Here is a 25,244-nt window from a genome sequence, read left to right on the forward strand (position 1 = left end):
CATAACTTCATCGGGCCTGGATTTTCCTACCGCGATTCGGAATCAACATTAAGAACTTAAGGTTGGCTTAACTTTACTTTGAGAGGATTTGCACCACTTAGTCGATGGAACCCCCTTAATGTTAAAGCACCTGTTTAAAAGGCCTGTTCTCGGTCTAATCAGCTGGATTCTGCTGATCTCAATTTATCTTGCAACTTTTCTGAACATTGCGTTCTACAAACAAGTGCTGCAAGTCCTGCCGCTGGATTCCGTGCGTAACGTGCTGGTGTTTTTGTCGATGCCAGTCGTCGCATTCAGCGTCATGAACATTGTGCTGACGCTGGCCTCATTCCTGTGGCTTAATCGCCTGGTGGCCTGCATTTTCATTCTGGTTGGCGCAGCGGCCCAATATTTCATCATGACCTACGGCATCATCATCGACCGCTCGATGATCGCCAACATGATGGACACTACGCCCGCAGAAACCTTCGCGTTGCTGACGCCAAAAATGCTCCTCACGCTCGGTGTGAGCGGAATTCTGGCCGCGCTCATTGCCTGCTGGGTAAGAATCAAACCAATCGCCCCGGTAATGCGCAGCGTACTGTTCCGTGGCGCTAACATTCTGGTGTCCGCGTTGTTGATCGTGCTGGTCGCCACCTTCTTCTACAAAGATTACGCCTCACTGTTTCGCAACAATAAACAGCTGGTGAAATCTCTCAGCCCATCCAACAGCATTGTGGCGACATCGTCCTGGTATTCACACCAGAGGCTGGCCCACCTACCGCTGGTGCGTATTGGCGAAGATGCGCATCGCAACCCATTAATGGTAAAAGAAAAACGTAAGAACCTGACAATTGTGGTTCTCGGTGAGACCTCACGCGGAGATAACTTCTCGCTGTCTGGCTATTCGCGCCAGACCAACCCGCTGCTGGAAAAAGATGATGTGGTCTATTTCCCCCGCACCACCTCCTGCGGAACGGCAACGGCAGTGTCCGTACCCTGCATGTTCTCCGATATGCCGCGCGCACACTACGATGAAGAACTGGCGCAGCATCAGGAAGGCGTCCTCGACATTATTCAGCGCGCAGGAATTAACGTGCTGTGGAACGATAACGACGGCGGCTGCAAAGGAGCCTGTGACCGGGTACCACACCAGAATATGACCGAGTTGAACCTGCCAGGACAGTGTATTGACGGCGAATGCTACGATGAAGTGCTGTTCCACGGACTGGAAGAGTATATTAATAACCTGCAAGGCGACGGCGTGATTGTGCTGCACACCATCGGCAGCCACGGCCCGACCTATTACAACCGCTATCCTGCGCAGTTCAAGAAATTTACACCAACCTGCGACACTAACGAAATCCAGAATTGTTCACAGCAGCAGTTGATCAATACCTACGACAACACTCTTGTTTACGTTGACTATATTGTTGATAAAGCAATCAATATACTGAAAGAGCATCAGGATAATTTCACCACCAGCCTGGTTTATCTTTCCGATCACGGTGAATCCTTAGGGGAAAATGGCGTCTATTTGCACGGCCTGCCGTATTCGATTGCGCCAGATACGCAAAAACATGTGCCGATGCTGCTGTGGCTCTCAGAAGATTATCAGCAACGCTATCAAGTCTCTCAGACATGTTTACAAAAACGGGCAAGCTCAGAAGATTTCTCACAGGATAATCTATTCTCTACCCTGCTGGGATTAACAGGCGTGCAAACACAGAAATACCAGGCGACAGATGATATTCTGCAACCCTGCCGGGGAGGCTAAACGAATGAAAATTCTGATTGTTGAAGACGATACGTTGTTATTACAGGGACTGATACTCGCCGCGCAAACAGAAGGCTATGCCTGCGACGGCGTATCGACGGCCCGTGCAGCGGAGCAGTGTCTGGAAAGCGGACATTACAGTCTGGTGGTCCTCGACCTGGGCTTACCGGATGAAGACGGCCTGCACTTTCTGAACCGAATCAGGCAGAAAAAATACACCGTGCCGGTACTCATCCTCACCGCCCGTGATACGGTGAAAGACCGGGTCAGCGGGCTGGACGTGGGGGCCGATGACTATCTGGTCAAACCGTTCGCACTGGAAGAACTGCATGCCCGCATCCGGGCGCTGCTGCGTCGGCATAACAATCAGGGTGAAAGTGAACTCATTGTCAGCAACCTGACGCTGAATATCGGTCGTCGCCAGGTGTGGATGGACGGGCAAGAGGTTATCTTAACGCCAAAAGAATACGCACTCCTGTCGCGCCTGATGCTCAAAGCGGGCAGCCCGGTACACCGGGAAATCCTCTATAACGACATCTACAGCTGGGATAACGAACCGTCGACCAATACGCTGGAAGTGCACATTCACAACCTGCGCGACAAAGTCGGAAAATCTCGCATCCGCACGGTCAGGGGATTTGGCTATATGCTGGTTGCCACTGAGGAAAGCTAAGTGAAGCTGCTGCAATATCTAAAACAACCTCTCCCGCTTCGTCATCGCCTGATGCTGACGATTGGTCTTATTCTGCTGGTCTTTCAGCTGATTAGTACCTTCTGGTTGTGGCACGAAAGTACCGAGCAAATACAGTTATTCGAACAGGCATTGCGCGAAAATCGTAACAACGATCGCCACATCATGCATGAGATCCGTGAGGCTATCGCCAGCCTGATCGTCCCCGGCATCTTTATGGTCAGCCTGGCGCTGCTGATTTGCTACCAGGCAGTGCGACGTATTACTCGCCCGCTGGCGGATCTGCAAAAAGAGCTGGAAGCGCGGGCAGCCGATAACCTGACCCCGATTGAAATTCACAGCTCAACCATTGAGATCCAGGCGGTTGTCTCAGCGCTAAACGACCTGGTAACGCGGCTAACCAGCACGATTGAAAACGAACGCTTATTTACCGCCGATGTCGCTCACGAACTGCGCACGCCGCTGTCAGGCGTGCGCCTGCATCTTGAATTACTGTCCAAAACTCATAAGGTCGATGTTTCGCCGTTAATTGCCCGCCTTGACCAAATGATGGATAGCGTGTCGCAGCTGCTGCAACTCGCCCGCGTCGGACAGTCGTTTTCAGCCGGGAGCTATCAGCACGTCAAACTGCTGGAGGATGTGATTCTGCCCTCCTACGATGAACTCAGCACCATGCTGGACCAGCGCCAGCAGACGCTGCTCCTACCGCAAAGTACGGTGGACGTTGTCGTACGTGGCGATGCAACGCTCTTACGGATGTTGCTGCGAAATCTGGTGGAGAACGCACATCGCTACAGCCCGGAAGGCACCCATATTACGATTAGTCTGAATACAGAGCATGATGCCGTCATGGCCGTCGAAGATGAAGGGCCAGGCATTGATGAAAGTAAATGCGGGGAACTGAGCAAAGCGTTTGTGCGGATGGATAGCCGTTTTGGCGGGATTGGGCTGGGACTGAGCATTGTCAGTCGAATCACCCAGTTACATCGCGGGCATTTTTATTTGCAAAATCGTCAGGGAACCACCGGTACTCGCGCGTGGGTAGAATTAGCGAAAGATCAGTAAGAACTCACCCATACGTACAAAAAGCTGCTGATAATTAGTACGCTGCACACGGTGGTCAAACTTTCGTAAATGCGGGTTTTCATGACACTCTCCTCCGAGGATATGGAGGAGAGTTTGCCTGAAGGATATTAAGCCAACCTTAAGCCATGAAAACTACTCATCAATACGCGGATGCTGCTGCACCAGGCGCGTACGCTTAAGTTGCAGCTCTGCAATTTCCTGATCGATGTCTTCAATTTTCTGCTCAATATTGTCGTAGTGCTCGCCAAGGATCTCTTTCGCTTCCTGAATATCCGACGCGGCAGGCGTGGCCCCTTTCAACGGCTGATTGGCGGTTTCTTTCATGGTCACGCCAGTAATTAAACCTATCACCGCAATTACCATCAGATAATAAGCTGGCATCATCAGATTCTGCGAGCTTTCCACCAGCCATGCGGCCAGCGTCGGGGTCAGACCGGCTACCAATACCGAGATATTAAACGCGGCGGCCAGCGCACTGTAGCGAATATGCGTCGGGAACATCGCCGGTAACGTTGACGCCATCACCCCGGTAAAACAGTTGAGGATCACCGCCAGCATCAGTAACCCGGCGAAAATCAGGCCAATGACGTTACTGTTGATCAGGATAAATGCCGGAATGGCCAGCACAAACAGCGCAATACTGCCCATAATCACAAACGGACGGCGTCCAAAGCGGTCACTGAGCAAACCCATAATCGGCTGTACAAACAGCATACCAATCATGATGGCGATAATAATCAACACGCCGTGGTCTTCAGAGTAATGCAGGTTATGCGACAGGTAGCTCGGCATATAGGTGAGCAGCATGTAATAGGTGACGTTGGTAGCAATAACCAGCCCGATACACGCCAGCAGGCTGCGCCAGTGTTTGGTCGCAATCTCTTTAAACGAAACCTTCGGACCTTCCTGCAGACCCTGTCGATCGCCCTGCTCCAGTTTATCCACGTGCTGCTGGAACGCCGGCGTTTCTTCCAGCGCATGACGCAGGTACAGGCCAATCAGCCCTAACGGTAGCGCAAGGAAGAACGGAATACGCCAGCCCCACTCAAGGAAGTTTTCTTCGCCGACGACAGTTGAGATCAGGACTACCACGCCCGCACCCAGCACAAACCCGGCAATCGAGCCGAAGTCCAGCCAACTGCCCATAAATCCGCGCTTACGGTCTGGCGAGTACTCTGCGACAAAAATCGACGCCCCGGTGTACTCCCCACCGACCGAGAACCCCTGCGCCATCTTACACAGCAACAGCAGAATCGGCGCCCAGATACCAATCGAGGCATATGAAGGAATGAGACCGATACAGAAGGTACTGATCGACATAATCACAATGGTGATGGCGAGGATCTTCTGACGACCGTATTTATCGCCAAGCATACCGAAGAACAATCCGCCAAGCGGTCGAATCAGAAAGGGAACAGAGAAAGTAGCGAGTGCGGCAACCATCTGCACGCTGGGGTCAGCCCCCGGGAAGAACACTTTACCTAATGCGTAAGCAACAAACCCATAAACACCAAAATCAAACCACTCCATCGCATTACCTAACGACGCCGCGGTAATGGCTTTCCGCAGTTTACCATCATCAATGATGGTAACGTCGCGCAGCGTTATTGGTTTTATTTTTTTCCTTTTAAGCATACCAGTCCTCGTAGACTTAGCCCTGTCACGCTCCAGTCGAGTCTCAACGCCGCATGCGTCAAGGTCATCGCCGAGCGGGGAATGCACAAGCGCACTCCCTGTAACAAGCGTAGCAGGTTTACTTACACACCCTGGTTAAGGGTTATACAACCGAACCTGTTGACGCCTGATTGGGCGGTTAATGACCTCTTTACCCTAACAGTGTTTAAATTTGTGATCAACTTCACATATAAATTTTCATTTCGTCAACATGTGTAAATCAGCTCATTCTGAGTCAGATTTTTTACATGTCACGCTTGCGCTTTTTTGACAATGGAATTTAAGAATACATCGCTTTATTTCACCAACAATCACAATAGTCACTATTATTCTGCTAGCAAAAAAAACACTACATCCCTTCACAAAAAGATCACAGCTTTTTTAATAATCATGGCGTTTAAGGTTTTTTGCTCAGAATATGTGATGAAGATAACTAAAACATCGTTTTATTTTGATTGAATCAATGTTCCCATGAATGCAAACTAATTCCAGACGCAATATCCCTGGGAGCAGCAACACGCTCAACGTATGCCGCGTTAGATTTTATAAAACAAAGAGATAGTGGTTTTCTTTGTTAAAAGATCCGAATAAACATTTGAATTTATTAATTTTTTCTTTCGCGAGTATTAGCTGCGACAAGACATGAGGACGTTTATGAAAATTAAAGCCACGATTGAACGCATCCCCGGCGGAATGATGTTGATTCCTCTGTTATTAGGCGCAGTGTTAAATACGTTAGCTCCGGATACCGGCGCGTATTTCGGTTCGTTTACTAAAGGTATGATCAGCGGAACGGTGCCAATTCTGGCTGTGTGGTTTTTTTGTATCGGCGCATCTATTGATTTACGGGCAACCGGTACGGTATTACGCAAATCCGGCACGCTGGTATTAACCAAAATAGCCGTGGCATGGGCAGTGGCAATGATTGCCGCTTCATTTATTCCTGATACCGGTATTCAAACCGGGTTCTTTGCCGGTCTATCCGTACTGGCCATTGTTTCAGCGATGGACATGACCAACGGCGGTTTGTACGCCAGCCTGATGAACCAGTACGGAACAAAAGAAGAGTCTGGCGCCTTTGTATTGATGTCTCTGGAATCCGGTCCGTTAATGACCATGGTGATCCTCGGCTCTGCGGGCCTGGCCTCTTTCGAGCCACACCATTTTGTCGGCGCGGTATTACCGTTCCTGATTGGTTTTGCGTTGGGTAACCTGGATCACGATCTTCGTGCCTTCTTCAGCAAAGCTACCCCAGTGCTGATCCCGTTCTTCGGCTTCGCATTGGGCAACACGATTAACCTGAGCGTCATCGTTGATACTGGTCTGCTGGGCATTCTGCTGGGTGTCGCGGTTATCGTCATCACCGGTATCCCGCTGATTATTGCTGACCGCGTCATTGGCGGCGGAAACGGTACGGCGGGCGTGGCAGCCTCTTCTGCCGCAGGCGCTGCGGTGGCAAACCCGGTGATTATCGCCCAGATCAACCCGGCATTTGAACCGGTTGCCGCATCCGCTACGGCACTGGTTGCCGCCAGCGTGATTGTCACCGCCATTCTGGTGCCGATTATCACCGCGTTGTATGCCAAACATTTTAATAAAAACCAGGTCGCCAACGAGACGGTGGCTACCTCGGCAGACTCACTGCACCACTAAGCCTGCCTTTGCTTCACTTACCGCCCCTGCTCAACTGATGAGCTGGGGCGGTGCGAAAATCTCCTCAACCATCGCATCGACCAGCCGCTTCGCCGAACACAATCTCGGCATTCCCAGAGCCACATTTTGCCAACGCTGCGTCACCGACCAGCTCACCGGATGGCGTTGCGCATCGCACCAGTCCCCCAGCCAGCTCAACATATCGTGATGCTCTACTGAGCCACCAATGGCTGGCGTACTGAGCCAATGATGATAGTAATGACGCGTGGCGGGCGCCGCATTCACGCTATCCGCCAGCGCCTGAGCGGCCATCGTACGCAGATTGTCTTTCAGCATTGACACCACATCGGCATTCGCTAACCGGCAAGCGTCACCGAAGGCCCCCCAGCGCAGTTCCTCCAGCGCGACAAAACAGCGTCCAGGTAACGACCAACCGTCATACGCGCCAGCCCGCCAGCGGGTAAAAATTTGCTCGCTGTGTTCGCCCGCCTGAACTGTAAGACCGCGTTGCGTCACCGCCTTCTCTTTATAAGCGCCGCGCTGGGTAAACCAGTCAGCAAGCGAACTGATCTGCTGCACAAGACCAGGTGTGGAAAGTCCACGCGGGTGTTCAGTTTGTTGTAAACACATCAGCCCTTCAGCAATGCGTACCAGCGCCAGATGACCCGGGTCAATCATGCCAGCCAGTTTTTCCACCAGCTTTAGCCGCATCACCAGATGCTCGCTGGACACGCCCGCCATTACCCACGCACGCAGTTGCGTCTGGGATAACACCTCCTGCGTCAGGCGTGCTCGCAGGCGCTGCTGCTGTTGCAGAAAACCGCCGGAACGTTTGGTTTCATCTCCCTGAACCAGATCGACCATAAACTTCGGGTAGACACACTCCAGCGTCCGCCCGGGGCCTTCCAGTAACACGTTAGTCATGTGTGCTCGGTTGCAAAAAGGGTATTGATATCGTCGCGCAGCAAGCGGGAATCTTCATAAAGCCATGCCGCAGTCGTAATACAATGCTGCAGTTGTTCGTTCAGGGCATTCACCGCAGATTCATTTTGCTGACGCAGGGTCAGACTCTCACGCAGGCTCGCCTGTAATTGCGTCAAACACAGTGAAAAGTCAGCAAAAAACGTGGCCATGCCTGCCGTAACGGAAATATCGACCTGAGCCGCTAAAGCTTTACGAATTTGTTGGCAAAACTGGGTGACGTAGTGCACAAGGTTTTTATGCAGAGCTCCCATATCAATGAGATAACGCGTTTTTGTTTCGACGTAATCATTCCATCCCCAGTTGGGTTGATTCAGCCAGCGAGAGAACGTATCCCGCACCGCGCCACCAGTCGACGGCGGATTTTCTACCGGAATATCCTGTTCAATGGCCTCGTTAAACAACTGGCGGGTATTGAAGTTAAACATCGCCGTATGAAACGCCGGAAAACGGATCCGCGCACGAAAACCAGCATGATTAAGTTCCTCTTTCACCCGCTGCTCAATAGGGCGCATAGCGTCGTTTAGCGCCCGGGACAGCGTCGACTCAAGCTGCTCAAAGCGCAGAGCTAAATCCCGACTCATACTTTCCTGCGCTGCCAGCAATACGACCTCACAGGACGATCGTATTTTATCCAGCACGATTTTCGCCTGCCCTTCATCATGCAGCACCAGCATTTCTCCGGCCATTTCTACCGAGGAAACGCCAGCTCCAAGGCCATGCCGAGACATCATCAGAACGTTTTCTTTGACAAAAAACGTGTTGATACTGCGAAGAATCTCGGTCTGTTGCTCACTGAGATAGGCCGCGGCAGCCGCCAAAGTCAGCTCTACCTCATGACTGACTTCATCGCTCACCCGCCCCTGGCTCACTTCTAACTGCTGCATATCCTCTTCAATATGCGTGATGTTCAACCGTAGCTTTTCATAGGCGACCGTTAACCCGTGGGCGCGAAACTCCAGGTATTCATGCGCGCTTTGCGCATAGTTCAATAACTTATGCGACGCTGAGCGTAGCGCATACAGCGAAGCATTGGCGTGAGCGGCGTGAATCACTTTCTGGATCGGCTGCTCAAACAAAGAATCCTCCCACAACAGATCGGCGGCATGACGGATGTGCTCCATATCCTCAAGATCGGTGGTGTGCCAGCGTCTGCCAAGCGCCGCTTCGGCAAAATCCTGTACCCAACGTTGCACCTGATGATCCGGCAACCGCCCGTGGGTCATCAACTCGTGACGCGCCCTGTTCGCCAGATAACCCCACATAGAAGAAACCGGATAAATTCGCTCTGGGGCAATTCCCCCTTGCATCAGCGTACCGGAAATGAGCGCCCGCACCTGCTCTTCATCATCACTGTTGCGGTCTTTCTGATCGAATTTGTTCACCAGCGCATACAGCGGCACTGACTTTCCGACCGCCATAATCGCCTGACGCACTTCTTCATCAGAAATAGACTTCAGTTGGGTGTAATCCAACACCGCCAGTACCGCGGAAGCCCGCGCCAGCTGTTCATTCAACATCTTTTGTAAGTGCGGTTGCCCGGCCTCATTCGGCCCTGGCGTATCCAGCAGGGTTAATTGTCCCGGATAACTCGCCTGTCCGGCTAAATGGACAAATTCAACCTCGATAACCGGAATGTGCTCAATCGCGGCATAAGCGGCAAAAGGAAAATCAGCCTCCAGCGCCTTTGACAAACGCACCAGGTCATTCAGGCTTTTAAGGCAATGGAAAATAGGCTGTGCGCCAAGATAATAGCGTTCAAATGCGACACCATTTTCAATATGTTGCAGCAGGAGATTCATATCCTTATCAATCTCCAGGGTCTGCGTAAGACGCTGGCGATCGCACTCGCGCACGCGCTGCTGTAAAACTTTCATCAAAGCATCGATCGGCGCGACATGTGAAAAATGCAGAACCGGTTCCTTCTGTCCCGGCGTATGGCGGATTAGCGTCGGTAACGCCGTCATCGGGCGATTACGATTAGGTAAAACTTCGGTCCCCACAATTGCGTTAATCGTCGTCGACTTCCCTGCTTTCATAGTGCCGACAATCGCCAGCACCATCTCCAGACGCGTAATCTTGCGCAGCTCATTGTTGAGTGTTGCTTGCTGGACATCCATGCCACGCGCGCTGAAATGCAGGGGCTGGACCACCTGTCTGCTATGCTCTCCTTGTTTTAGCGCAACATCATCTAACGACGTTATAGGCAATGTTTGCAATTGCCTGAGATGTTCAAGCGAAAGCATCAGCAAGCGTTCCGCTTCCTGACTTAATTCATATATTGTCTGTGTGTGCATGGAAAATCTTTCCTTAACGCAAATAACATTACTTTTATTTAGCCCAATCGTTTTATTTATAGATTTTTTGGCTTTTATAATTACGTGTGGAAATAATTAAAATCAAAACAACCAATTGATATTATTAAAATAATTTTGACGTACAACCGCTGGCATGAAGCCTCTCACTTATGTAATAAGTAAGAAAGATAAACAGCGTAGTTCAGTTTTAAAAAATGCCAGCTTAATCCCCCTACTAAAATTAAGGGGGTATGAGATATTTAATCACAATGACTTAGACATCCCCAGGCGATGTTACCTATGAATATCAGATATTTCGCCTCACCTTATCTTAAATAACCTGGCGTAGCAATTTCCCTTAAAAAATATTCCGCCATACTTTCATTGAGGTTAATGCAAGGGGTCTTTACAGCAGATCATTTTGCTTAATTGCGCAGTAGTCCCGACAAAAGCAGGGATTTTATGTATAATTGCGGCCTTTTTCGGCAATCTGCCATTTTTTGGGCGCATTTGCCCCTGCTGACTTTTGAGGAAATCCACATGTCATTACCGCACTGCCCACAATGCAACTCCGAATACACTTACGAAGATAACGGCATGTTCATCTGCCCGGAATGCGCTCACGAATGGAACGATGCTGAACCGGCTCACGACAGCGACGAACTGATCGTTAAAGATGCCAACGGCAACCTGCTGGCCGACGGCGACAGCGTTACCGTCGTGAAAGACCTGAAGGTAAAAGGTAGCTCTTCCATGCTGAAGATCGGGACCAAAGTAAAAAACATTCGTCTGGTTGAAGGCGACCACAACATCGATTGCAAAATCGATGGCTTTGGTCCAATGAAGCTAAAATCTGAGTTTGTGAAAAAGAACTGATGCAAATTACCTGATGGCGCTACGCTCGTCAGGCCTACACCAGCTCATCAACCAGGCGGGAAGCTCATACTTCCCGCCTGGTTTGTTTATGCAGACGATAACTACACTTAACTGGTTTCTTTTACCTGAGGTAAAGATTATGCCGTTAAGTCCCTATATCTCCTTTGCAGGCAACTGCGCCGACGCTATCGCTTTCTATCAAAAAACGTTAGGCGCTGAGCTGCTCTACAAAATCAACTTCAGTGAAATGCCAAAATCGGCGCAGGACAGTGAAGAAGGCTGCCCTTCCGCTATGAAATTCCCTGATACCGCCATTGCCCACGCCAACCTGCGCGTTGCGGGCAGCGACATCATGATGAGCGATAGCGCCCCTGACGGAAATGCCCACTACTCCGGCTTTACGCTAGTGCTCGACACGCAAAACGTCGACGAAGGTAAACGCTGGTTTGATAACCTGGCAGCAAACGGAAAAATCGAAATGGACTGGCAGGAAACCTTCTGGGCCCACGGTTTCGGTAAAGTGAGTGACCAGTATGGTGTCCCGTGGATGATCAACGTCGTCAAACAGCAGCCGCTATCCGAGTAATCAAACGGGAGGCCAACCCTCCCGTACTGTCATCAAATATCGCTCAACTCTTCATCGCCAAGTAACCATCCCTTAACGAAAACGTCACATTGATCCGCCACGATGGGGCCACTTTTTTAGGGAGGCCGCAACATGCAAACGATTATTCGCGTCGAAAAACTCTCCAAATCCTTCAATCAACATCAGGCGCTTAATGCGGTTGATCTGAACATCTGTTCCGGTGAGATGGTGGCTCTGCTTGGGCCGTCTGGCTCCGGCAAATCCACCCTTTTACGTCATTTAAGCGGCTTGATCGTCGGTGATAAATCACCCGGTAGCCACGTCGAACTTTTGGGTCGCACCGTTCAACATGAAGGCCGCCTGGCGCGCGATATCCGCAAAAGTCGCGCCCACACCGGCTACATCTTCCAGCAGTTCAATTTGGTGAATCGCCTGACGGTGCTAGAGAACGTTCTGATTGGCGCGCTCGGCAGCACGCCGTTCTGGCGCACCTGTTTTAGCTGGTTTACCGCTGAGCAGAAACAGCGCGCATTACAAGCGTTAACCCGCGTTGGCATGGCGCACTTTGCCTACCAACGCGTTTCCACGCTTTCGGGCGGGCAACAGCAGCGCGTCGCGATTGCCCGCGCGTTAATGCAGCAGGCAAAAGTAATCCTTGCTGACGAGCCTATTGCCTCGCTGGATCCAGAATCCGCACGCATCGTGATGGACACCCTGCGCGACATCAACCAGACCGACGGCATCACCGTTGTCGTCACGCTGCATCAGGTGGATTACGCCCTGCGCTACTGCGAACGCATTGTCGCGCTGCGCCAGGGCAACGTCTTCTTTGATGGCAGCAGCCAGCATTTTGATAACGATCGTTTTGACCATCTTTACCGCAGCATGAACCGCGTCGAACAGAACGCGCAGGCTGCTTAACTTTGTCCGAACTGAGGAATAAACATGAATTACAAGGCTGTTGCCGCGCTGGCATTCACCGGCATGTTCAGCGTCAGTACTCTGCTCAGTCCAGCATTTGCCGAGGAGCAAGAGAAAGCGCTGAACTTTGGCATTATTTCGACCGAATCACAGCAAAACCTGAAGCCACAGTGGGAACCGTTCCTGAAGGACATGGAAAAATCGCTGGGCGTGAAGGTAAACGCCTTCTTCGCGCCAGACTACGCCGGGATCATCCAGGGCATGCGCTTTAACAAAGTGGATATCGCCTGGTACGGCAATCTCTCGGCAATGGAAGCGGTGGATCGCGCTAACGGGCAAGTGTTTGCCCAGACCGTCGCCGCCGACGGATCCCCGGGTTACTGGAGCGTGTTGATCGTTAACAAAGACAGTCCGATCAATAACCTGAACGATCTGATCGCCAAACGTAAGGATCTGACCTTCGGCAACGGCGATCCAAACTCGACATCAGGCTTCCTCGTTCCCGGTTATTACGTCTTCGCCAAAAACAACATCTCCGCCAGCGACTTCAAACGCACCGTTAACGCCGGGCACGAAACCAACGCTCTGGCCGTCGCCAACAAACAGGTCGATGTCGCCACCAACAACACCGAAAACCTCGACAAGCTGAAAACGTCCGCGCCGGACAAACTAAAAGAATTGAAAGTTATCTGGAAGTCACCGCTGATTCCGGGCGATCCGATCGTCTGGCGTAAAAATCTCTCCGAAAACACCAAGGACAAGGTGTACGACTTCTTTATGAATTACGGCAAAACGCCGGAACAGAAAACCGTACTGGAACGCCTGGGATGGGCGCCGTTCCGTGCCTCCAGCGACTTACAGCTGGTGCCGATTCGCCAACTGGCGCTGTTTAAAGAGATGCAGAGCGTGAAGGACAACAAAGGGCTGAACGAGGAAGAGAAAACCAGCAAAACCTCGGCGCTGAAAGCGCAGCTCGACGACCTGGACCGTCTGACCGCAGCCCTGGGAGCCATGACCAGCGTCAGCAAAGCGGTGCAGTGATTTGTGGGCCGGATGACGCTGCGCTTATCCGGCCTGCCACGCAAATACACGTTCCAACGGAGTCAAACATGCAAACCATCACCGTTGCCCCGCCCAAACGTAGCTGGTTCTCACTACTGAGCTGGGCCATTCTTCTCGCCGTACTGGTGGTCTCGTGGAAAGGTGCCGAAATGGCCCCGCTCACGCTGATCGAGGATTCCGGCAATATGGCGACCTTCGCCGCCGACTTCTTCCCGCCAGATTTCAGCCAGTGGCAGGACTATCTCGGTGAAATGGCCGTCACTCTGCAAATCGCCGTTTGGGGGACCGCCCTCGCCGTGGTGCTGTCGATTCCCTTCGGCCTGATGTGCGCCGACAATCTCGTGCCGTGGTGGATTTACCAGCCGATGCGTCGCCTGATGGACGCCTGCCGCGCCATCAATGAAATGGTTTTCGCCATGCTGTTCGTGGTCGCCGTCGGGTTAGGGCCATTCGCCGGGGTGATGGCGCTGTTTATCCACACCACAGGGGTACTCTCCAAGCTGCTTTCCGAAGCGGTAGAAGCCATTGAGCCGGGTCCGGTAGAAGGTATTCGCGCCACCGGAGCCAACAAAATTGAAGAGATTCTGTACGGCGTTCTGCCACAGGTCATGCCGCTACTGATCTCCTACTCGTTGTATCGCTTTGAATCCAATGTTCGCTCGGCCACGGTAGTCGGCATGGTGGGCGCAGGTGGTATTGGCGTGACCTTATGGGAGGCGATTCGCGGCTTTCAGTTCCAGCAAACCTGCGCCCTGATGGTGTTAATCATCGTCACTGTCAGCCTGTTGGATTTCCTTTCCCAGCGTTTGCGTAAGCACTTTATCTGATTAACGAGGCATTGATTGCTATGCACTTGTCTACACATCCGACCAGTTATCCAACGCGTTATCAGGAAATTGCCGCGAGACTTGAGCAGGAGCTACGTCAACATTACCGCTGCGGCGACTATCTGCCCGCCGAGCATCAGCTTGCCGCGCGTTTTGATGTTAACCGCCACACCCTGCGCCGCGCCATTGACCAGCTGGTTGATCGCGGTTGGGTTCAACGTCGCCAGGGCGTCGGCGTACTGGTGCTGATGCGCCCATTCGATTACCCGCTCAATGCTCAGGCGCGCTTTAGCCAGAACCTGCTGGACCAGGGCAGTCATCCCACCAGCGAAAAACTGCTGGCGGTACTGCGCCCGGCCTCCGGCCACATTGCCGACGCGCTCAGCATTAACGAGGGCGATAACGTGATTCATTTGCGCACTCTGCGCCGGGTAAACGGCATCGCGCTGTGCCAGATCGACCACTATTTTTCCGACCTCACGCTGTGGCCGCTGCTGCAGGACTTCAACAGCGGCTCACTGCACGACTACCTGCACGCACGGTCCGGTCTGACGCTGCTACGGACGCAGACGCGCATCAGCGCCCGCCGCGCACAGGCCAAAGAGAGCAAGGTACTGGAAATCCCCAATATGGCGCCGCTGCTGTGCGTGCGCACCCTGAACCACCGTGAAGGCGAAGAACACGCGGCGGAATATTCCGTCAGCCTGACCCGCGCCGACATGATCGAATTCACTATGGAGCACTGAATGCATTTCGATACCGCCACCCGCCAGCGTTGGATGCGCGCGCTGGCTTACAGCAATGCCGATGCCCTGAACGCCCGCATCAACGCGCTCAAACTGACGCCGGACTATGAACTCATCCGCGCACCTGAATGCGGATTGATGCAGATCCAGGCCCGCATGGGCGGCACCGGCAACCGCTTCTTTGCCGGTGACATCACGATTACCCGTGCAGTAATACGCCTGAAAAGCGGCACGCTGGGTTACGGCTACCTGCTGGGACGCAACAAACGCCATGCCGAGCAGTGCGCAGTCATTGACGCACTGCTGCAGGAGCAAACGCATTTCCAGAACCTAATGGAAACCTTAATTGCCCCGCTGGAAGCGGAACGCGAGGCGCTGATTAGCGCACGCCGTGCCGAAGTCAACGCCAGCCGGGTCGACTTCTTCACGCTGGTACGCGGAGATAACGCATGACCTTACAGACCGCATTTAATTTACCCGTTCAGGATGCTCAGCAGAGCTTTCGTCGCCTGCTGAAAGCCATGAGCGAACCGGGCGTCATCGTCGCCCTGCATCAACTGAAACACGGCTGGCAGCCGCTGGGCCTGGCAACCACCAGCGTGCTGCTGACCCTGGTTGACGGCGACACGCCGGTCTGGTTGGCACCGTCGATGGATAACGATATCGCCCGACAGAACCTGCGTTTTCACACCAACGCGCCGCTGGTGGATCAGCCGCAACTGGCAGCCTTTGCCGTCGCCGACGGACACATTAGCAGCGAACAGCTAAACGCCCTCTCTGCCGGTTCCGCCGTCGCGCCAGAAACCAGCGCCACGCTGATTGTGCAAATCTCTGGCTTAAGCGGCGGACGCATGCTGCGTCTGACCGGGGCCGGTATCGCTGAAGAGCGCATGATCGCGCCGCAACTGCCGGAATGCCTGATTCACGAACTCACCGAGCGTCCGCACCCGTTCCCGCTGGGAGTCGATCTGATCCTCACTTGCGGCGAGCGCCTGCTGGCTATTCCGCGAACCACCCATGTGGAGGTGTGCTGATGTACGTCGCCGTCAAAGGGGGCGAGAAGGCGATAGCCAACGCCCACGCCCTGCAAGAAAACCGACGCCGGGGCGATGAGACCATTGCTGAACTGAGCGTGGCGCAAATCGAACAGCAGATGAACCTGGCCGTCGACCGGGTAATGACCGAAGGCGGCATCGCCGATCGTGAACTGGCGGCACTGGCGCTCAAACAGGCCAGCGGCGATAGCGTAGAAGCTATCTTTTTGCTACGCGCCTACCGCACTACGCTGGCAAAAGTGGCGGTGAGCGAGCCGGTAAACAGCGCCGAGATGCACCTCGAACGACGTATTTCCGCCATCTACAAGGATATTCCCGGCGGGCAACTGTTGGGTCCAACCTACGACTACACCCATCGTCTGCTGGATTTTACCCTGCTGGCCAATGGCGAAACGCCGCCACTGCGCACCGCTGATAGCAAACAAGATGCCTCCCCGCACGTTTTTTCCCTGCTGGCTAATCAGGGGCTGGCAAAGCGCGAAGAGGACGACGGCGCTCAACCCGATGACATCACCCGCACGCCGCCGGTTTACCCCTGTTCACGCGCTTCACGCCTGCAGCAGTTGATGCGCGGCGACGAGGGATATCTGTTGGCGCTGGCCTACTCCACCCAGCGCGGCTACGGGCGCAATCATCCGTTTGCCGCCGAAATCCGCAGCGGCTATGTGGCACTGGAAACCGTCCCGGAAGAGCTGGGATTTGCGGTGAACGTCGGCGAATTGCTGATGACTGAATGCGAAATGGTCAACGGTTTTGTCGCGCCGGAAAACGATTCCCCCCATTTTACCCGCGGCTACGGACTGGTGTTCGGCATGAGCGAGCGCAAAGCGATGGCGATGGCGTTGGTGGACCGCGCTCTACAGGCAGCCGATTACGATGAGACGGTCACGGGACCGGCGCAGGACGAAGAGTTCGTGCTGGCGCATGCGGATAACGTCGAGGCGGCGGGTTTTGTATCGCACCTCAAACTTCCCCATTACGTCGATTTCCAGGCCGAGCTGGAACTGCTCAAACGCCTGCAACAGGAGTCTACCCGTGACCACTAACCTCTCCGGCTATAACTTTGCGTATCTTGATGAGCAGACCAAGCGCATGATCCGCCGTGCAATTCTGAAAGCGGTGGCGATCCCCGGTTACCAGGTACCGTTCGGCGGTCGCGAAATGCCGATGCCTTACGGCTGGGGAACGGGCGGTATTCAGCTCACAGCCAGCGTGATTGGCGAACCAGACGTGCTGAAGGTGATTGACCAGGGCGCGGATGACACCACCAACGCCGTGTCGATTCGCAACTTCTTCAAACGCGTAACCGGGGTCAATACCACCGAGCGTACGGAAGACGCGACGCTGATCCAGACCCGCCATCGCATCCCGGAAACGCCGCTGGTGGAAGATCAAATCATTATCTTCCAGGTACCGATCCCCGAACCGCTGCGCTTTATCGAACCGCGCGAAACGGAAACCCGCACCATGCACGCGTTGGAAGAGTACGGCATCATGCAGGTGAAACTGTATGAAGATATTGCCCGCTTCGGTCATATCGCCACCACTTACGCCTATCCGGTGAAGGTCAATGACCGCTACGTCATGGACCCGTCGCCCATCCCGAAATTCGACAACCCGAAGATGGACATGATGCCGGCCCTGCAACTGTTTGGCGCAGGCCGCGAAAAGCGCATCTATGCCGTACCACCTTACACCCGCGTGGAAAGCCTCGATTTCGACGATCACCCGTTTACCGTACAGCGCTGGGATGAGCCCTGTGCCATTTGTGGCTCAACCCACAGCTATCTCGATGAAGTGGTGCTCGATGACACCGGTAAACGCATGTTTGTCTGCTCCGACACTGACTACTGCCGCCAACAGAGCGAGGCCCTCAGCAAATGACGCAACCGCTGCTTTCAGTCAACAACCTGACTCATCTCTACGCGCCGGGCAAAGGCTTCAGCGATGTCTCTTTTGACCTGTGGCCTGGCGAAGTGCTGGGTATCGTCGGCGAGTCCGGCTCGGGCAAAACCACACTGCTGAAATCGATCTCTTCACGGCTGACGCCACAGAGCGGTGAGATTTTGTATCAGAACCGCTCGCTGTACGGCATGAACGAGGCCGATCGTCGCCGTCTGCTGCGCACCGAATGGGGCGTGGTGCACCAGCATCCGCTGGATGGTCTGCGCCGTCAGGTCTCCGCCGGTGGCAACATCGGCGAGCGCCTGATGGCCACCGGCGCGCGTCACTATGGCGACATCCGCGCCACCGCACAGCGCTGGCTGGAGGAGGTGGAGATCCCCGCCTCGCGTATCGACGACCTGCCAACCACCTTTTCCGGTGGCATGCAGCAACGCCTGCAGATCGCCCGCAACCTCGTCACCCATCCCAAACTGGTATTTATGGACGAGCCCACCGGAGGGCTGGACGTTTCCGTACAAGCCAAGCTGCTGGACCTGCTGCGCGGCCTGGTGGTGGAACTGGATCTGGCGGTGGTGATTGTCACCCACGATCTGGGCGTGGCGCGTCTGCTGGCAGACCGTTTGCTGGTGATGAAACAGGGTCAGGTGGTGGAAAGTGGGTTAACCGACCGCGTGCTCGACGACCCGCACCATCCGTACACCCAGTTGCTGGTGTCGTCCGTACTGCAGAACTAAGAGGCTCAAATGATTCGCGTTGAAAACGTCAGTAAAACTTTTGTCCTGCATCAGCAAAACGGCGTACGTCTGCCGGTGCTACAAAACGCCACGCTGGAAGTAAAAAATGGCGAATGCGTAGTGCTGCACGGTCATTCCGGCAGCGGTAAATCTACGCTGCTGCGCTCGCTGTACGCCAACTACCTGCCGGATGAAGGACACATCCACATTCGTCACAGCGATGAATGGGTCGATCTGGTTCAGGCTCCGGCGCGCAAAGTGCTGGAAGTTCGCCGTTCAACCATCGGCTGGGTAAGCCAGTTTCTGCGCGTGATCCCAAGGATTTCCGCGCTGGATGTGGTGATGCAACCGCTGCTGGATCTGGGTGTACCTCGTGAGGCGTGCACCGCCAAAGCGGCCAATCTTCTTACCCGCCTGAACGTACCAGAACGACTGTGGCATCTCGCACCGTCGACCTTTTCCGGTGGCGAACAGCAGCGCGTCAACATCGCCCGCGGGTTTATCGTCGATTACCCGATTCTGCTGCTCGATGAGCCTACAGCCTCGCTGGACGCCAAAAACAGTGCCGCCGTTGTCGCATTGATTGAAGAAGCGAAAGCGCGCGGCGCGGCAATTGTCGGCATATTTCACGATCAAACCGTGCGCGATCGCGTAGCAGATCGCCTGCACCTGATGGGAACAACAGCATGATTATCAATAATGTAAAGCTGGTGCTGGAAGATGACGTGGTGCAAGGATCGCTGGAAATTGAGGACGGAATTATCCGCGCCTTTACTGAGAGTCAGAGCCGTTTACCAGAGGCGCTGGACGGCGAAGGCGGCTGGCTGCTGCCAGGACTTATCGAGCTGCATACCGACAATCTCGACAAGTTTTTCACCCCGCGCCCGAAGGTAGACTGGCCAGCCCACTCGGCGATGAGCAGCCACGACGCACTGATGGTCGCCAGCGGTATTACTACCGTGCTGGATGCGGTGGCGATTGGCGACGTGCGCGACGGCGGCGATCGGCTGGAAAATCTGGAGAAGATGATCAACGCCGTGGAAGAAACGCAAAAACGCGGGGTCAATCGCGCCGAACACCGCCTGCATCTGCGCTGCGAATTGCCGCACCACACTACACTGCCGCTGTTTGAAAAACTGGTCGGGCGCGAGCCGGTGACGCTGGTTTCACTGATGGATCATTCGCCGGGCCAGCGCCAGTTCGCCAATCGAGAAAAGTACCGCGAGTATTATCAGGGCAAATATTCGCTCACCGACGAGCAGATGGCCCGCTATGAAGAAGAACAGTTAGCGCTGGCGGCGCGTTGGTCACAGCCCAATCGCACGGCGATTGCCCAGATGTGTCGTGAGCGCCAGATTGCGCTGGCGAGCCATGACGACGCAACCTGCGATCATGTGCTGGAATCGCATCAACTTGGCAGCGTGATCGCCGAATTTCCTACCACATTTGCTGCTGCAGAGGCCTCGCGCCATCATGGCATGAACGTGCTGATGGGCGCGCCAAACATCGTGCGCGGTGGTTCTCACTCCGGCAACGTGGCGGCGCATAAACTGGCTGAGCTGGGCTTGCTGGATATTCTCTCCTCCGACTACTATCCCGCCAGCCTGCTCGATGCGGCGTTTCGCGTGGCGGACGATGAGGCCAACCGTTTTACGCTGCAACAGGCCATTCGTCTGGTGACCCACAATCCGGCGCGGGCATTAAATCTCGACGATCGCGGCGTTATTGCCGAAGGGAAACGCGCGGATCTGGTGCTGGCGCATCGCAAAGACGGCAACATCCATATCGACCACGTCTGGCGTCAGGGCAAAAGGGTATTCTGACTATGGCTAAACTGATCTGGCTGATGGGGCCGTCCGGCTCCGGTAAGGACAGTCTGCTGGCGGAACTCCGCCTACAGGAACCTGCACAACTGCTGGTGGCACATCGCTACATCACCCGCGCCGCCAACGCAGGAAATGAAAATCATATTGCGCTGAGCGAACCAGAGTTTTTTACCCGCGCCGGGCAGAACCTGCTGGCGCTGAGCTGGCATGCCAACGGCTTCTACTACGGCGTAGGCGTGGAGATAGACCTCTGGCTGCACGCCGGGTTTGATGTGGTGGTCAACGGCTCACGTGCGCATCTGCCCCAGGCGCAAAGTCGCTATGGCGCTTCTTTACTCCCCATTTGCTTACAGGTTTCTCCGGCAATTCTCCGCCAGCGCCTGCAGGCACGTGGGCGGGAGAGCGAAACGGAAATCGCCGCCCGCCTTGAACGCGCGGCGCGCTATGCGCCGTATGACTGCCACGTCCTGAACAACGATGGTAGTTTGCTACAGTCTGTCGCTACACTACTCACACTGATGGGACGCAAGGAGAAGAAACATGTCTGTCTGTGAATTACGCCGCGCCACGCTCTACGATACCGATGCAGTTTACGCGCTTGTCTGTGAGTTGAAGCAGGGTCAATTCGACCTGCAGGCTTTTAGCGCTGGTTACGCCGCTAATCTGCAGGATCCCAATATGCACTACCAGCTGGCGCTGCTTGACGGACAAGTCGTGGGGTTGATCGGCCTGCACCTGCAGTTTCATCTGCACCACGCCAACTGGATTGGCGAGATCCAGGAGCTGGTGGTGATGCCGCAGGCGCGAGGGCTAAGCGTTGGCAGCCAGTTACTGGCCTGGGCCGAAGCCACCGCGCGCGAAGCGGGCGCGGAAATAACCGAACTTTCCACCAGCACCCAACGCCTTGACGCGCACCGTTTTTATCAGCGCGAAGGCTATACCATGAGCCATTTTCGCTTCACCAAACCGTTGTAGGGGGAGCCATGAGTCTGACCATTACGCTGACGGGAACGGGCGGCGCGCAGCTGGTGCCGGCATTTGGCTGTGACTGCGCGGCCTGCCAACGAGCACGCTTACAGGCGCAATATCGTCGACGCCCTTGTAGCGGGGTGGTCAAATTCAACAATGCGGTGACGCTGCTGGATGCAGGGATCCCGCATCTGATGGACGACTGGTCAGCGGGCAGCTTCCAGCAGTTTCTGCTCACTCATTATCATATGGACCACGTGCAGGGGCTGTTTCCGCTGCGCTGGGGCGTAGGGGCGACCATCCCGGTATACGGCCCGCCGGATGAGCAGGGTTGCGACGATCTGTTTAAGCATTCCGGTCTCCTCGATTTTGGCCATACCGTTGCGCCGTTTGAGGTGTTCGACCTGCAAGGATTACAGGTAACGCCGCTGCCGCTCAATCATTCAAAGCTGACGTTTGGCTATCTGCTGGAGACCGCACACAGCCGCGTGGCATGGCTCACTGATACCGCCGGACTGCCCGACAAAACGCTGAGGTTTCTTCATAACAATCAGCCACAGGTGATTATCATCGATTGCAGTCACGCTCCGCGTAGCGAGCCACCGCGCAATCACTGTGATTTAAATACCGTTATCGCGTTGAACGACGTTATCCGCTGTCCACGGGTGATCCTGACGCATATCAGCCATCAGTTCGACCTGTGGATGATGGATAACCCGCTCCCCACAGGGTTTGAGGCCGGTTATGACGGAATGGAAATTATGCTGGAGTAGAGAGATTGCAATGCATACATGCACTGTACTCAAGTGCATGTATTAACATAAAATGGCGAGATGTTGAGCTGACAGCTATATCCCTTACAGGGGATAAAATATTCTTACATTTAGATAGTTACAGTTAACGATCGTAATCTTCTTCCATTCTGCGTTCTTCGTCTTCTAACTGACGCCGTTCTTGATCAAGCTGGCGCTGACGGTCATCCAGTTGGCGACGCCGGTCTTCAAACTGACGTCGCCGGTCATCATACTGCCTGCGCCGATCGTCACTCATCTGGCGTTCCCAACCATTGTCGCGGGCGTCGTCGTAATCCCGCCCGTTATCGGGTTTGTATGCGTCGTTTATCGCCTGCTGAATATTGCCGATGGCATCATCGATAATATCGGCCTGCGCCGAAACGGTGGTAATCATTAGCAGACTGAAAAGAAAGAATGTCAGGGAGCGTTGCATAAAACCCGCCTCATCAAGAAACTCACCCCACGGTAATCAAAGCGTATTCGCGCGGGTAGCGGAGGAATCTCAATTACGTGCGAGTCGCAGCGCCTGCGCCAGCTCTCCTCGGGTAAAAGGTTTACGCAGTAGCGCCACGTCAGGCAGCGCCGGGTTATGCGCCGGGCGTAAATCCTGACCGCTAATCAGCAGAATTGTTAGCTGAGGGTAGTGCTTCAGCGCATAGTTGACTACATCCACACCGCTTAACCCTCCAGGCAGCATTACGTCGCTGATAAAAATATCAATCTCGGATGAAGCCGCCAGCATATGCAGCGCCTGCTCGCCGTTGGCGGCTTCCAGCGTTAGATACCCCAGCAGATGCAACTGCTCACACAGCGTCTGGCGCACGTCGGCCTCATCTTCGAGCACCAGTACCAGCTTTTCACCGCAGTTCGCCGCATGTTCCGCTATCGGCTCTGCCTGAATCTGTACCGGCACAACGGCGCGGGGAAGCTGTAACCGGACCGTGGTTCCCTGCCCCGGCGCGCTCTCGATTTCCACCCGACCACCAGACTGGCGCACAAAACCGTAGACCATCGACAGGCCTAATCCGCTGCCGCTGCCGGTCTGTTTGGTGGTGAAAAACGGCTCGAAGACCTGAGCTTTCACCTCCTGTGACATCCCGCTTCCCTGATCGGCAACCTCCAGCATCACCATATCCTGCTTACGTCCGTCGCTGCGCGTGACCCGTTGATTCCAGGTACGGATTTTTATCGTACCCACCTGCCCGTCCATGGCATCACGGGCGTTCATCACCAGGTTGATAATGGCATTTTCCAGTTGGCTAACGTCAATCCAGGCGGGCCAGGCCGGAGACTGGGCCTCAATTTCCAGCGTCAGCATGGAGGGGAGCGAATGGCGCATCAGTTCGCCGAGATTTTCCAGCAAGGTTTTCAGCTCAACGGCATGCGGATGCAACGACTGTTTGCGCGAAAAGGCCAGCAGCCGCTGGGTCAGCAGCGCCCCGCGCTCGGCGGCTTTCAGCGCCCGATTGACCCGTGGCGCGTCGGGAGAATCCGGGTCCACCAAATCCAGGCTGCCAATAATGACCGCCAACAGGTTATTAAAATCATGGGCTAATCCGCCCGTCAGTTGCCCCACTGCCTTCAGTTTCTGGCTGTGCAATAGCGCTTCCTCCAGCCCCTGACGCTCGGTGCGGTCGATTTCCATCTGCGTGGTTTTTTCTTTCAGCAGCCGGGTAGTGTGTTCGAGCGACGCCGTATTGCGGGCAAAGACGCTAAAGGCGCGCGCCAGTTCACCCAGCTCATCGCGCCGTTGCAGGGCCGGGACGCTGACGTCTGATTCCCCATGCGCCAGCCGGGTCATCGCCCGCGAAATAGCCGTCAGGTTAGAACCGAGATTGCGGTAGATATACCACCCGGCAAAACCGGTGATCACCACCGCCAGCAGCGCAAATGACAAAATAAATAACGCGCCGGATTGCAGTTCCTGATGACTTTGCGCCACCCGCTGTTCGGAGATAGTCGCCACCTGCGAGACATACTGGTTGATATCGCTGTTGAGAATCGCCACCAGCGCTTTGATGTGGAACATATACCAGCTGATCGCCAGATCGCTCTGCTCCAGCGCGGACGAAAGCGGCCCCAGCTTATGCAGCTCCAGGTTGAAATCGCTGAGGATGTTGGTAATCAGAAGATTGCTGGTTTGCAGAGGCAGCGTGGGCATCACTTCGTCCAGTTGTTTGATCACCGAACGCGGCGTGGGGGTTTCAATGGCAGCCACAATTAAGCGGTCTATTTGTCCCAGCTGTACGTCATCCTGCGTGCCGATAAGCTTTTGCAGGTGACGTAAATAACTTTGATTCTGATACAGCGAACTGAGCAGCGCGTTACGTTCAAAGTGCCGCTGCTGTCCGCGCTGCAACATACCTTCCACGCTGCTTTGTAACTCCTGGCTGCGTTGGATAATTCGCTCGACCAGCACCGGCTCTTGCTGAGCCAGCGGCGCGGTGGCCAATTGTTCCAGCGACTGCTTCAGCGCCCGCTGCATCTCCTGCAGCCGCTCCGCTTCACCTTTGTATTCCAGCGCGCCGACCACTTGCGACAGTCGCACTGCCGCCGTCGCCACGTTTGCCGTATCGCGGGCCAGGTTCATGCTGCCGGTCATGTCGTCAACGGTTTGCTGCTGCACCTGTTCCTGGATCTGGCTGGCATGCTGAAACCCCAGCACCGCCACGCCGCTCACCATCAGCGTGACCGCCACCACCAGCAGATTAAAGAACAGCAATCGTCCACGCGCACTGGCGAAAAAGTGACGTCCCGGTTGCGGCATATCACGCTCCGTGAAGAAAAATCGCAATATGACAAATA

General features: G+C 54.5%; 26 protein-coding genes. 20 read left to right on the forward strand and 6 right to left on the reverse strand.

All coding sequences use genetic code 11. The annotated features are described in order from the left end of the window. The first annotated feature begins 118 nt into the window (after nucleotides 1-118). Genes eptA through pmrB form a run of 3 tightly spaced genes read left to right on the forward strand, consistent with a single transcriptional unit; the run spans nucleotide 119 to nucleotide 3,512 of the window. Nucleotides 119-1,756 (forward strand): phosphoethanolamine transferase EptA, encoded by a 1,638-nt coding sequence (gene eptA / locus OGX99_RS12255; RefSeq protein ID WP_187253958.1) that lies wholly within the window; start codon nucleotides 119-121, stop codon nucleotides 1,754-1,756. A gap of 4 nt (nucleotides 1,757-1,760) precedes the next feature. Further along, nucleotides 1,761-2,429 carry a two-component system response regulator PmrA gene (pmrA, locus tag OGX99_RS12260; protein WP_003031849.1) on the forward strand — a complete coding sequence of 223 codons (669 nt, stop codon included), beginning with the start codon at nucleotides 1,761-1,763 and terminating at the stop codon, nucleotides 2,427-2,429. Then, nucleotides 2,430-3,512, forward strand: coding sequence for a two-component system sensor histidine kinase PmrB (pmrB, locus tag OGX99_RS12265; RefSeq protein WP_187253959.1), 1,083 nt, complete (start codon nucleotides 2,430-2,432; stop codon nucleotides 3,510-3,512). Here the strand turns inward: pmrB and pmrR are convergent. Next, nucleotides 3,506-3,595 (reverse strand): LpxT activity modulator PmrR, encoded by a 90-nt coding sequence (pmrR, locus tag OGX99_RS23795; RefSeq protein ID WP_151218021.1) that lies wholly within the window; start codon nucleotides 3,593-3,595, stop codon nucleotides 3,506-3,508. The genes pmrB and pmrR overlap by 7 nt on opposite strands. Nucleotides 3,596-3,665: 70 nt before the next feature. Continuing rightward, nucleotides 3,666-5,168, reverse strand: coding sequence for a glycine betaine/L-proline transporter ProP (proP, locus tag OGX99_RS12270; RefSeq protein WP_151218022.1), 1,503 nt, complete (start codon nucleotides 5,166-5,168; stop codon nucleotides 3,666-3,668). Between the two features lie 693 nt (nucleotides 5,169-5,861). On the opposite strand from proP, the gene kdgT reads away from it, so the two are divergent. After that, nucleotides 5,862-6,860, forward strand: coding sequence for a 2-keto-3-deoxygluconate transporter (gene kdgT / locus OGX99_RS12275; RefSeq protein ID WP_151218023.1), 999 nt, complete (start codon nucleotides 5,862-5,864; stop codon nucleotides 6,858-6,860). Between the two features lie 30 nt (nucleotides 6,861-6,890). Here the strand turns inward: kdgT and OGX99_RS12280 are convergent, their stop codons facing one another. Both OGX99_RS12280 and crfC read right to left on the reverse strand, forming a co-directional pair. After that, nucleotides 6,891-7,784 carry a diguanylate cyclase regulator RdcB family protein gene (locus OGX99_RS12280; RefSeq protein ID WP_151218024.1) on the reverse strand — a complete coding sequence of 298 codons (894 nt, stop codon included), beginning with the start codon at nucleotides 7,782-7,784 and terminating at the stop codon, nucleotides 6,891-6,893. After that, a complete protein-coding gene (gene crfC, locus OGX99_RS12285) occupies nucleotides 7,781-10,138 on the reverse strand; it encodes a clamp-binding protein CrfC (protein ID WP_210905459.1) in 2,358 nt (785 codons plus the stop codon). Before crfC ends, OGX99_RS12280 begins: the two co-directional genes overlap by 4 nt. Before the next feature lie 540 nt (nucleotides 10,139-10,678). Here crfC and OGX99_RS12290 point away from each other — a divergent pair. The 16 genes from OGX99_RS12290 (at nucleotide 10,679) to phnP (ending at nucleotide 22,418) form a co-directional block, all read left to right on the forward strand. Further along, nucleotides 10,679-11,014: a zinc ribbon domain-containing protein YjdM gene (locus tag OGX99_RS12290; RefSeq protein WP_096758651.1), complete on the forward strand. Its 336-nt coding sequence runs from the start codon at nucleotides 10,679-10,681 to the stop codon at nucleotides 11,012-11,014. Nucleotides 11,015-11,153: 139 nt separating this feature from the next. Beyond that, nucleotides 11,154-11,600: a VOC family metalloprotein YjdN gene (yjdN, locus tag OGX99_RS12295; RefSeq protein ID WP_151218025.1), complete on the forward strand. Its 447-nt coding sequence runs from the start codon at nucleotides 11,154-11,156 to the stop codon at nucleotides 11,598-11,600. A gap of 132 nt (nucleotides 11,601-11,732) precedes the next feature. After that, on the forward strand, nucleotides 11,733-12,521 hold the full coding sequence (phnC, locus tag OGX99_RS12300; RefSeq protein ID WP_151218026.1) for a phosphonate ABC transporter ATP-binding protein: 789 nt from the start codon (nucleotides 11,733-11,735) through the stop codon (nucleotides 12,519-12,521). A gap of 24 nt (nucleotides 12,522-12,545) precedes the next feature. Next, nucleotides 12,546-13,562, forward strand: coding sequence for a phosphonate ABC transporter substrate-binding protein (gene phnD, locus OGX99_RS12305; protein WP_187253962.1), 1,017 nt, complete (start codon nucleotides 12,546-12,548; stop codon nucleotides 13,560-13,562). 68 nt (nucleotides 13,563-13,630) lie between these two features. Then, a complete protein-coding gene (gene phnE, locus OGX99_RS12310; protein ID WP_003841119.1) occupies nucleotides 13,631-14,410 on the forward strand; it encodes a phosphonate ABC transporter, permease protein PhnE in 780 nt (259 codons plus the stop codon). Between the two features lie 20 nt (nucleotides 14,411-14,430). Beyond that, nucleotides 14,431-15,156: a phosphonate metabolism transcriptional regulator PhnF gene (gene phnF / locus OGX99_RS12315; protein WP_151218028.1), complete on the forward strand. Its 726-nt coding sequence runs from the start codon at nucleotides 14,431-14,433 to the stop codon at nucleotides 15,154-15,156. Further along, nucleotides 15,157-15,609, forward strand: a complete 453-nt coding sequence (gene phnG / locus OGX99_RS12320) for a phosphonate C-P lyase system protein PhnG (protein ID WP_286543686.1) — start codon at nucleotides 15,157-15,159, stop codon at nucleotides 15,607-15,609. Continuing rightward, a complete protein-coding gene (phnH, locus tag OGX99_RS12325) occupies nucleotides 15,606-16,190 on the forward strand; it encodes a phosphonate C-P lyase system protein PhnH (RefSeq protein WP_151224624.1) in 585 nt (194 codons plus the stop codon). Before phnG ends, phnH begins: the two co-directional genes overlap by 4 nt. Beyond that, nucleotides 16,190-17,257 (forward strand): carbon-phosphorus lyase complex subunit, encoded by a 1,068-nt coding sequence (locus OGX99_RS12330; protein WP_187253963.1) that lies wholly within the window; start codon nucleotides 16,190-16,192, stop codon nucleotides 17,255-17,257. The genes phnH and OGX99_RS12330 overlap by 1 nt, the downstream gene beginning before the upstream one ends. A gap of 46 nt (nucleotides 17,258-17,303) precedes the next feature. Then, the gene (gene phnJ / locus OGX99_RS12335; protein ID WP_247605068.1) at nucleotides 17,304-18,095 is read left to right on the forward strand and encodes an alpha-D-ribose 1-methylphosphonate 5-phosphate C-P-lyase PhnJ; all 792 of its coding nucleotides are present in this window, start codon (nucleotides 17,304-17,306) and stop codon (nucleotides 18,093-18,095) included. Continuing rightward, a complete protein-coding gene (gene phnK / locus OGX99_RS12340; protein ID WP_003844769.1) occupies nucleotides 18,092-18,850 on the forward strand; it encodes a phosphonate C-P lyase system protein PhnK in 759 nt (252 codons plus the stop codon). Before phnJ ends, phnK begins: the two co-directional genes overlap by 4 nt. 9 nt (nucleotides 18,851-18,859) lie before the next feature. Beyond that, complete coding sequence (gene phnL / locus OGX99_RS12345; protein WP_151218033.1) at nucleotides 18,860-19,540, forward strand: phosphonate C-P lyase system protein PhnL; 681 nt, start codon at nucleotides 18,860-18,862, stop codon at nucleotides 19,538-19,540. After that, entirely contained in the window at nucleotides 19,537-20,673 is a 1,137-nt protein-coding gene (phnM, locus tag OGX99_RS12350) for an alpha-D-ribose 1-methylphosphonate 5-triphosphate diphosphatase (protein WP_151218034.1), read from the forward strand. Before phnL ends, phnM begins: the two co-directional genes overlap by 4 nt. 2 nt (nucleotides 20,674-20,675) lie before the next feature. Continuing rightward, a complete protein-coding gene (phnN, locus tag OGX99_RS12355) occupies nucleotides 20,676-21,230 on the forward strand; it encodes a ribose 1,5-bisphosphokinase (protein WP_151218035.1) in 555 nt (184 codons plus the stop codon). Further along, a complete protein-coding gene (gene phnO, locus OGX99_RS12360; protein WP_151218036.1) occupies nucleotides 21,217-21,651 on the forward strand; it encodes an aminoalkylphosphonate N-acetyltransferase in 435 nt (144 codons plus the stop codon). The genes phnN and phnO overlap by 14 nt, the downstream gene beginning before the upstream one ends. 8 nt (nucleotides 21,652-21,659) lie before the next feature. After that, nucleotides 21,660-22,418, forward strand: coding sequence for a phosphonate metabolism protein PhnP (phnP, locus tag OGX99_RS12365; RefSeq protein ID WP_151218037.1), 759 nt, complete (start codon nucleotides 21,660-21,662; stop codon nucleotides 22,416-22,418). 124 nt (nucleotides 22,419-22,542) lie between these two features. Here the strand turns inward: phnP and yjdP are convergent, their stop codons facing one another. Both yjdP and OGX99_RS12375 read right to left on the reverse strand, forming a co-directional pair. Next, a complete protein-coding gene (yjdP, locus tag OGX99_RS12370; RefSeq protein WP_151218038.1) occupies nucleotides 22,543-22,872 on the reverse strand; it encodes a DDRRRQL repeat protein YjdP in 330 nt (109 codons plus the stop codon). A gap of 69 nt (nucleotides 22,873-22,941) precedes the next feature. Then, on the reverse strand, nucleotides 22,942-25,206 hold the full coding sequence (locus OGX99_RS12375) for a hybrid sensor histidine kinase/response regulator (protein WP_151218039.1): 2,265 nt from the start codon (nucleotides 25,204-25,206) through the stop codon (nucleotides 22,942-22,944). Nucleotides 25,207-25,244 lie beyond the last annotated feature (38 nt).

Origin of the sequence: Citrobacter sp. Cu096 (assembly GCF_030332285.1) — a bacterium.
Classification (GTDB): Bacteria; Pseudomonadota; Gammaproteobacteria; order Enterobacterales; family Enterobacteriaceae; genus Citrobacter; species Citrobacter meridianamericanus.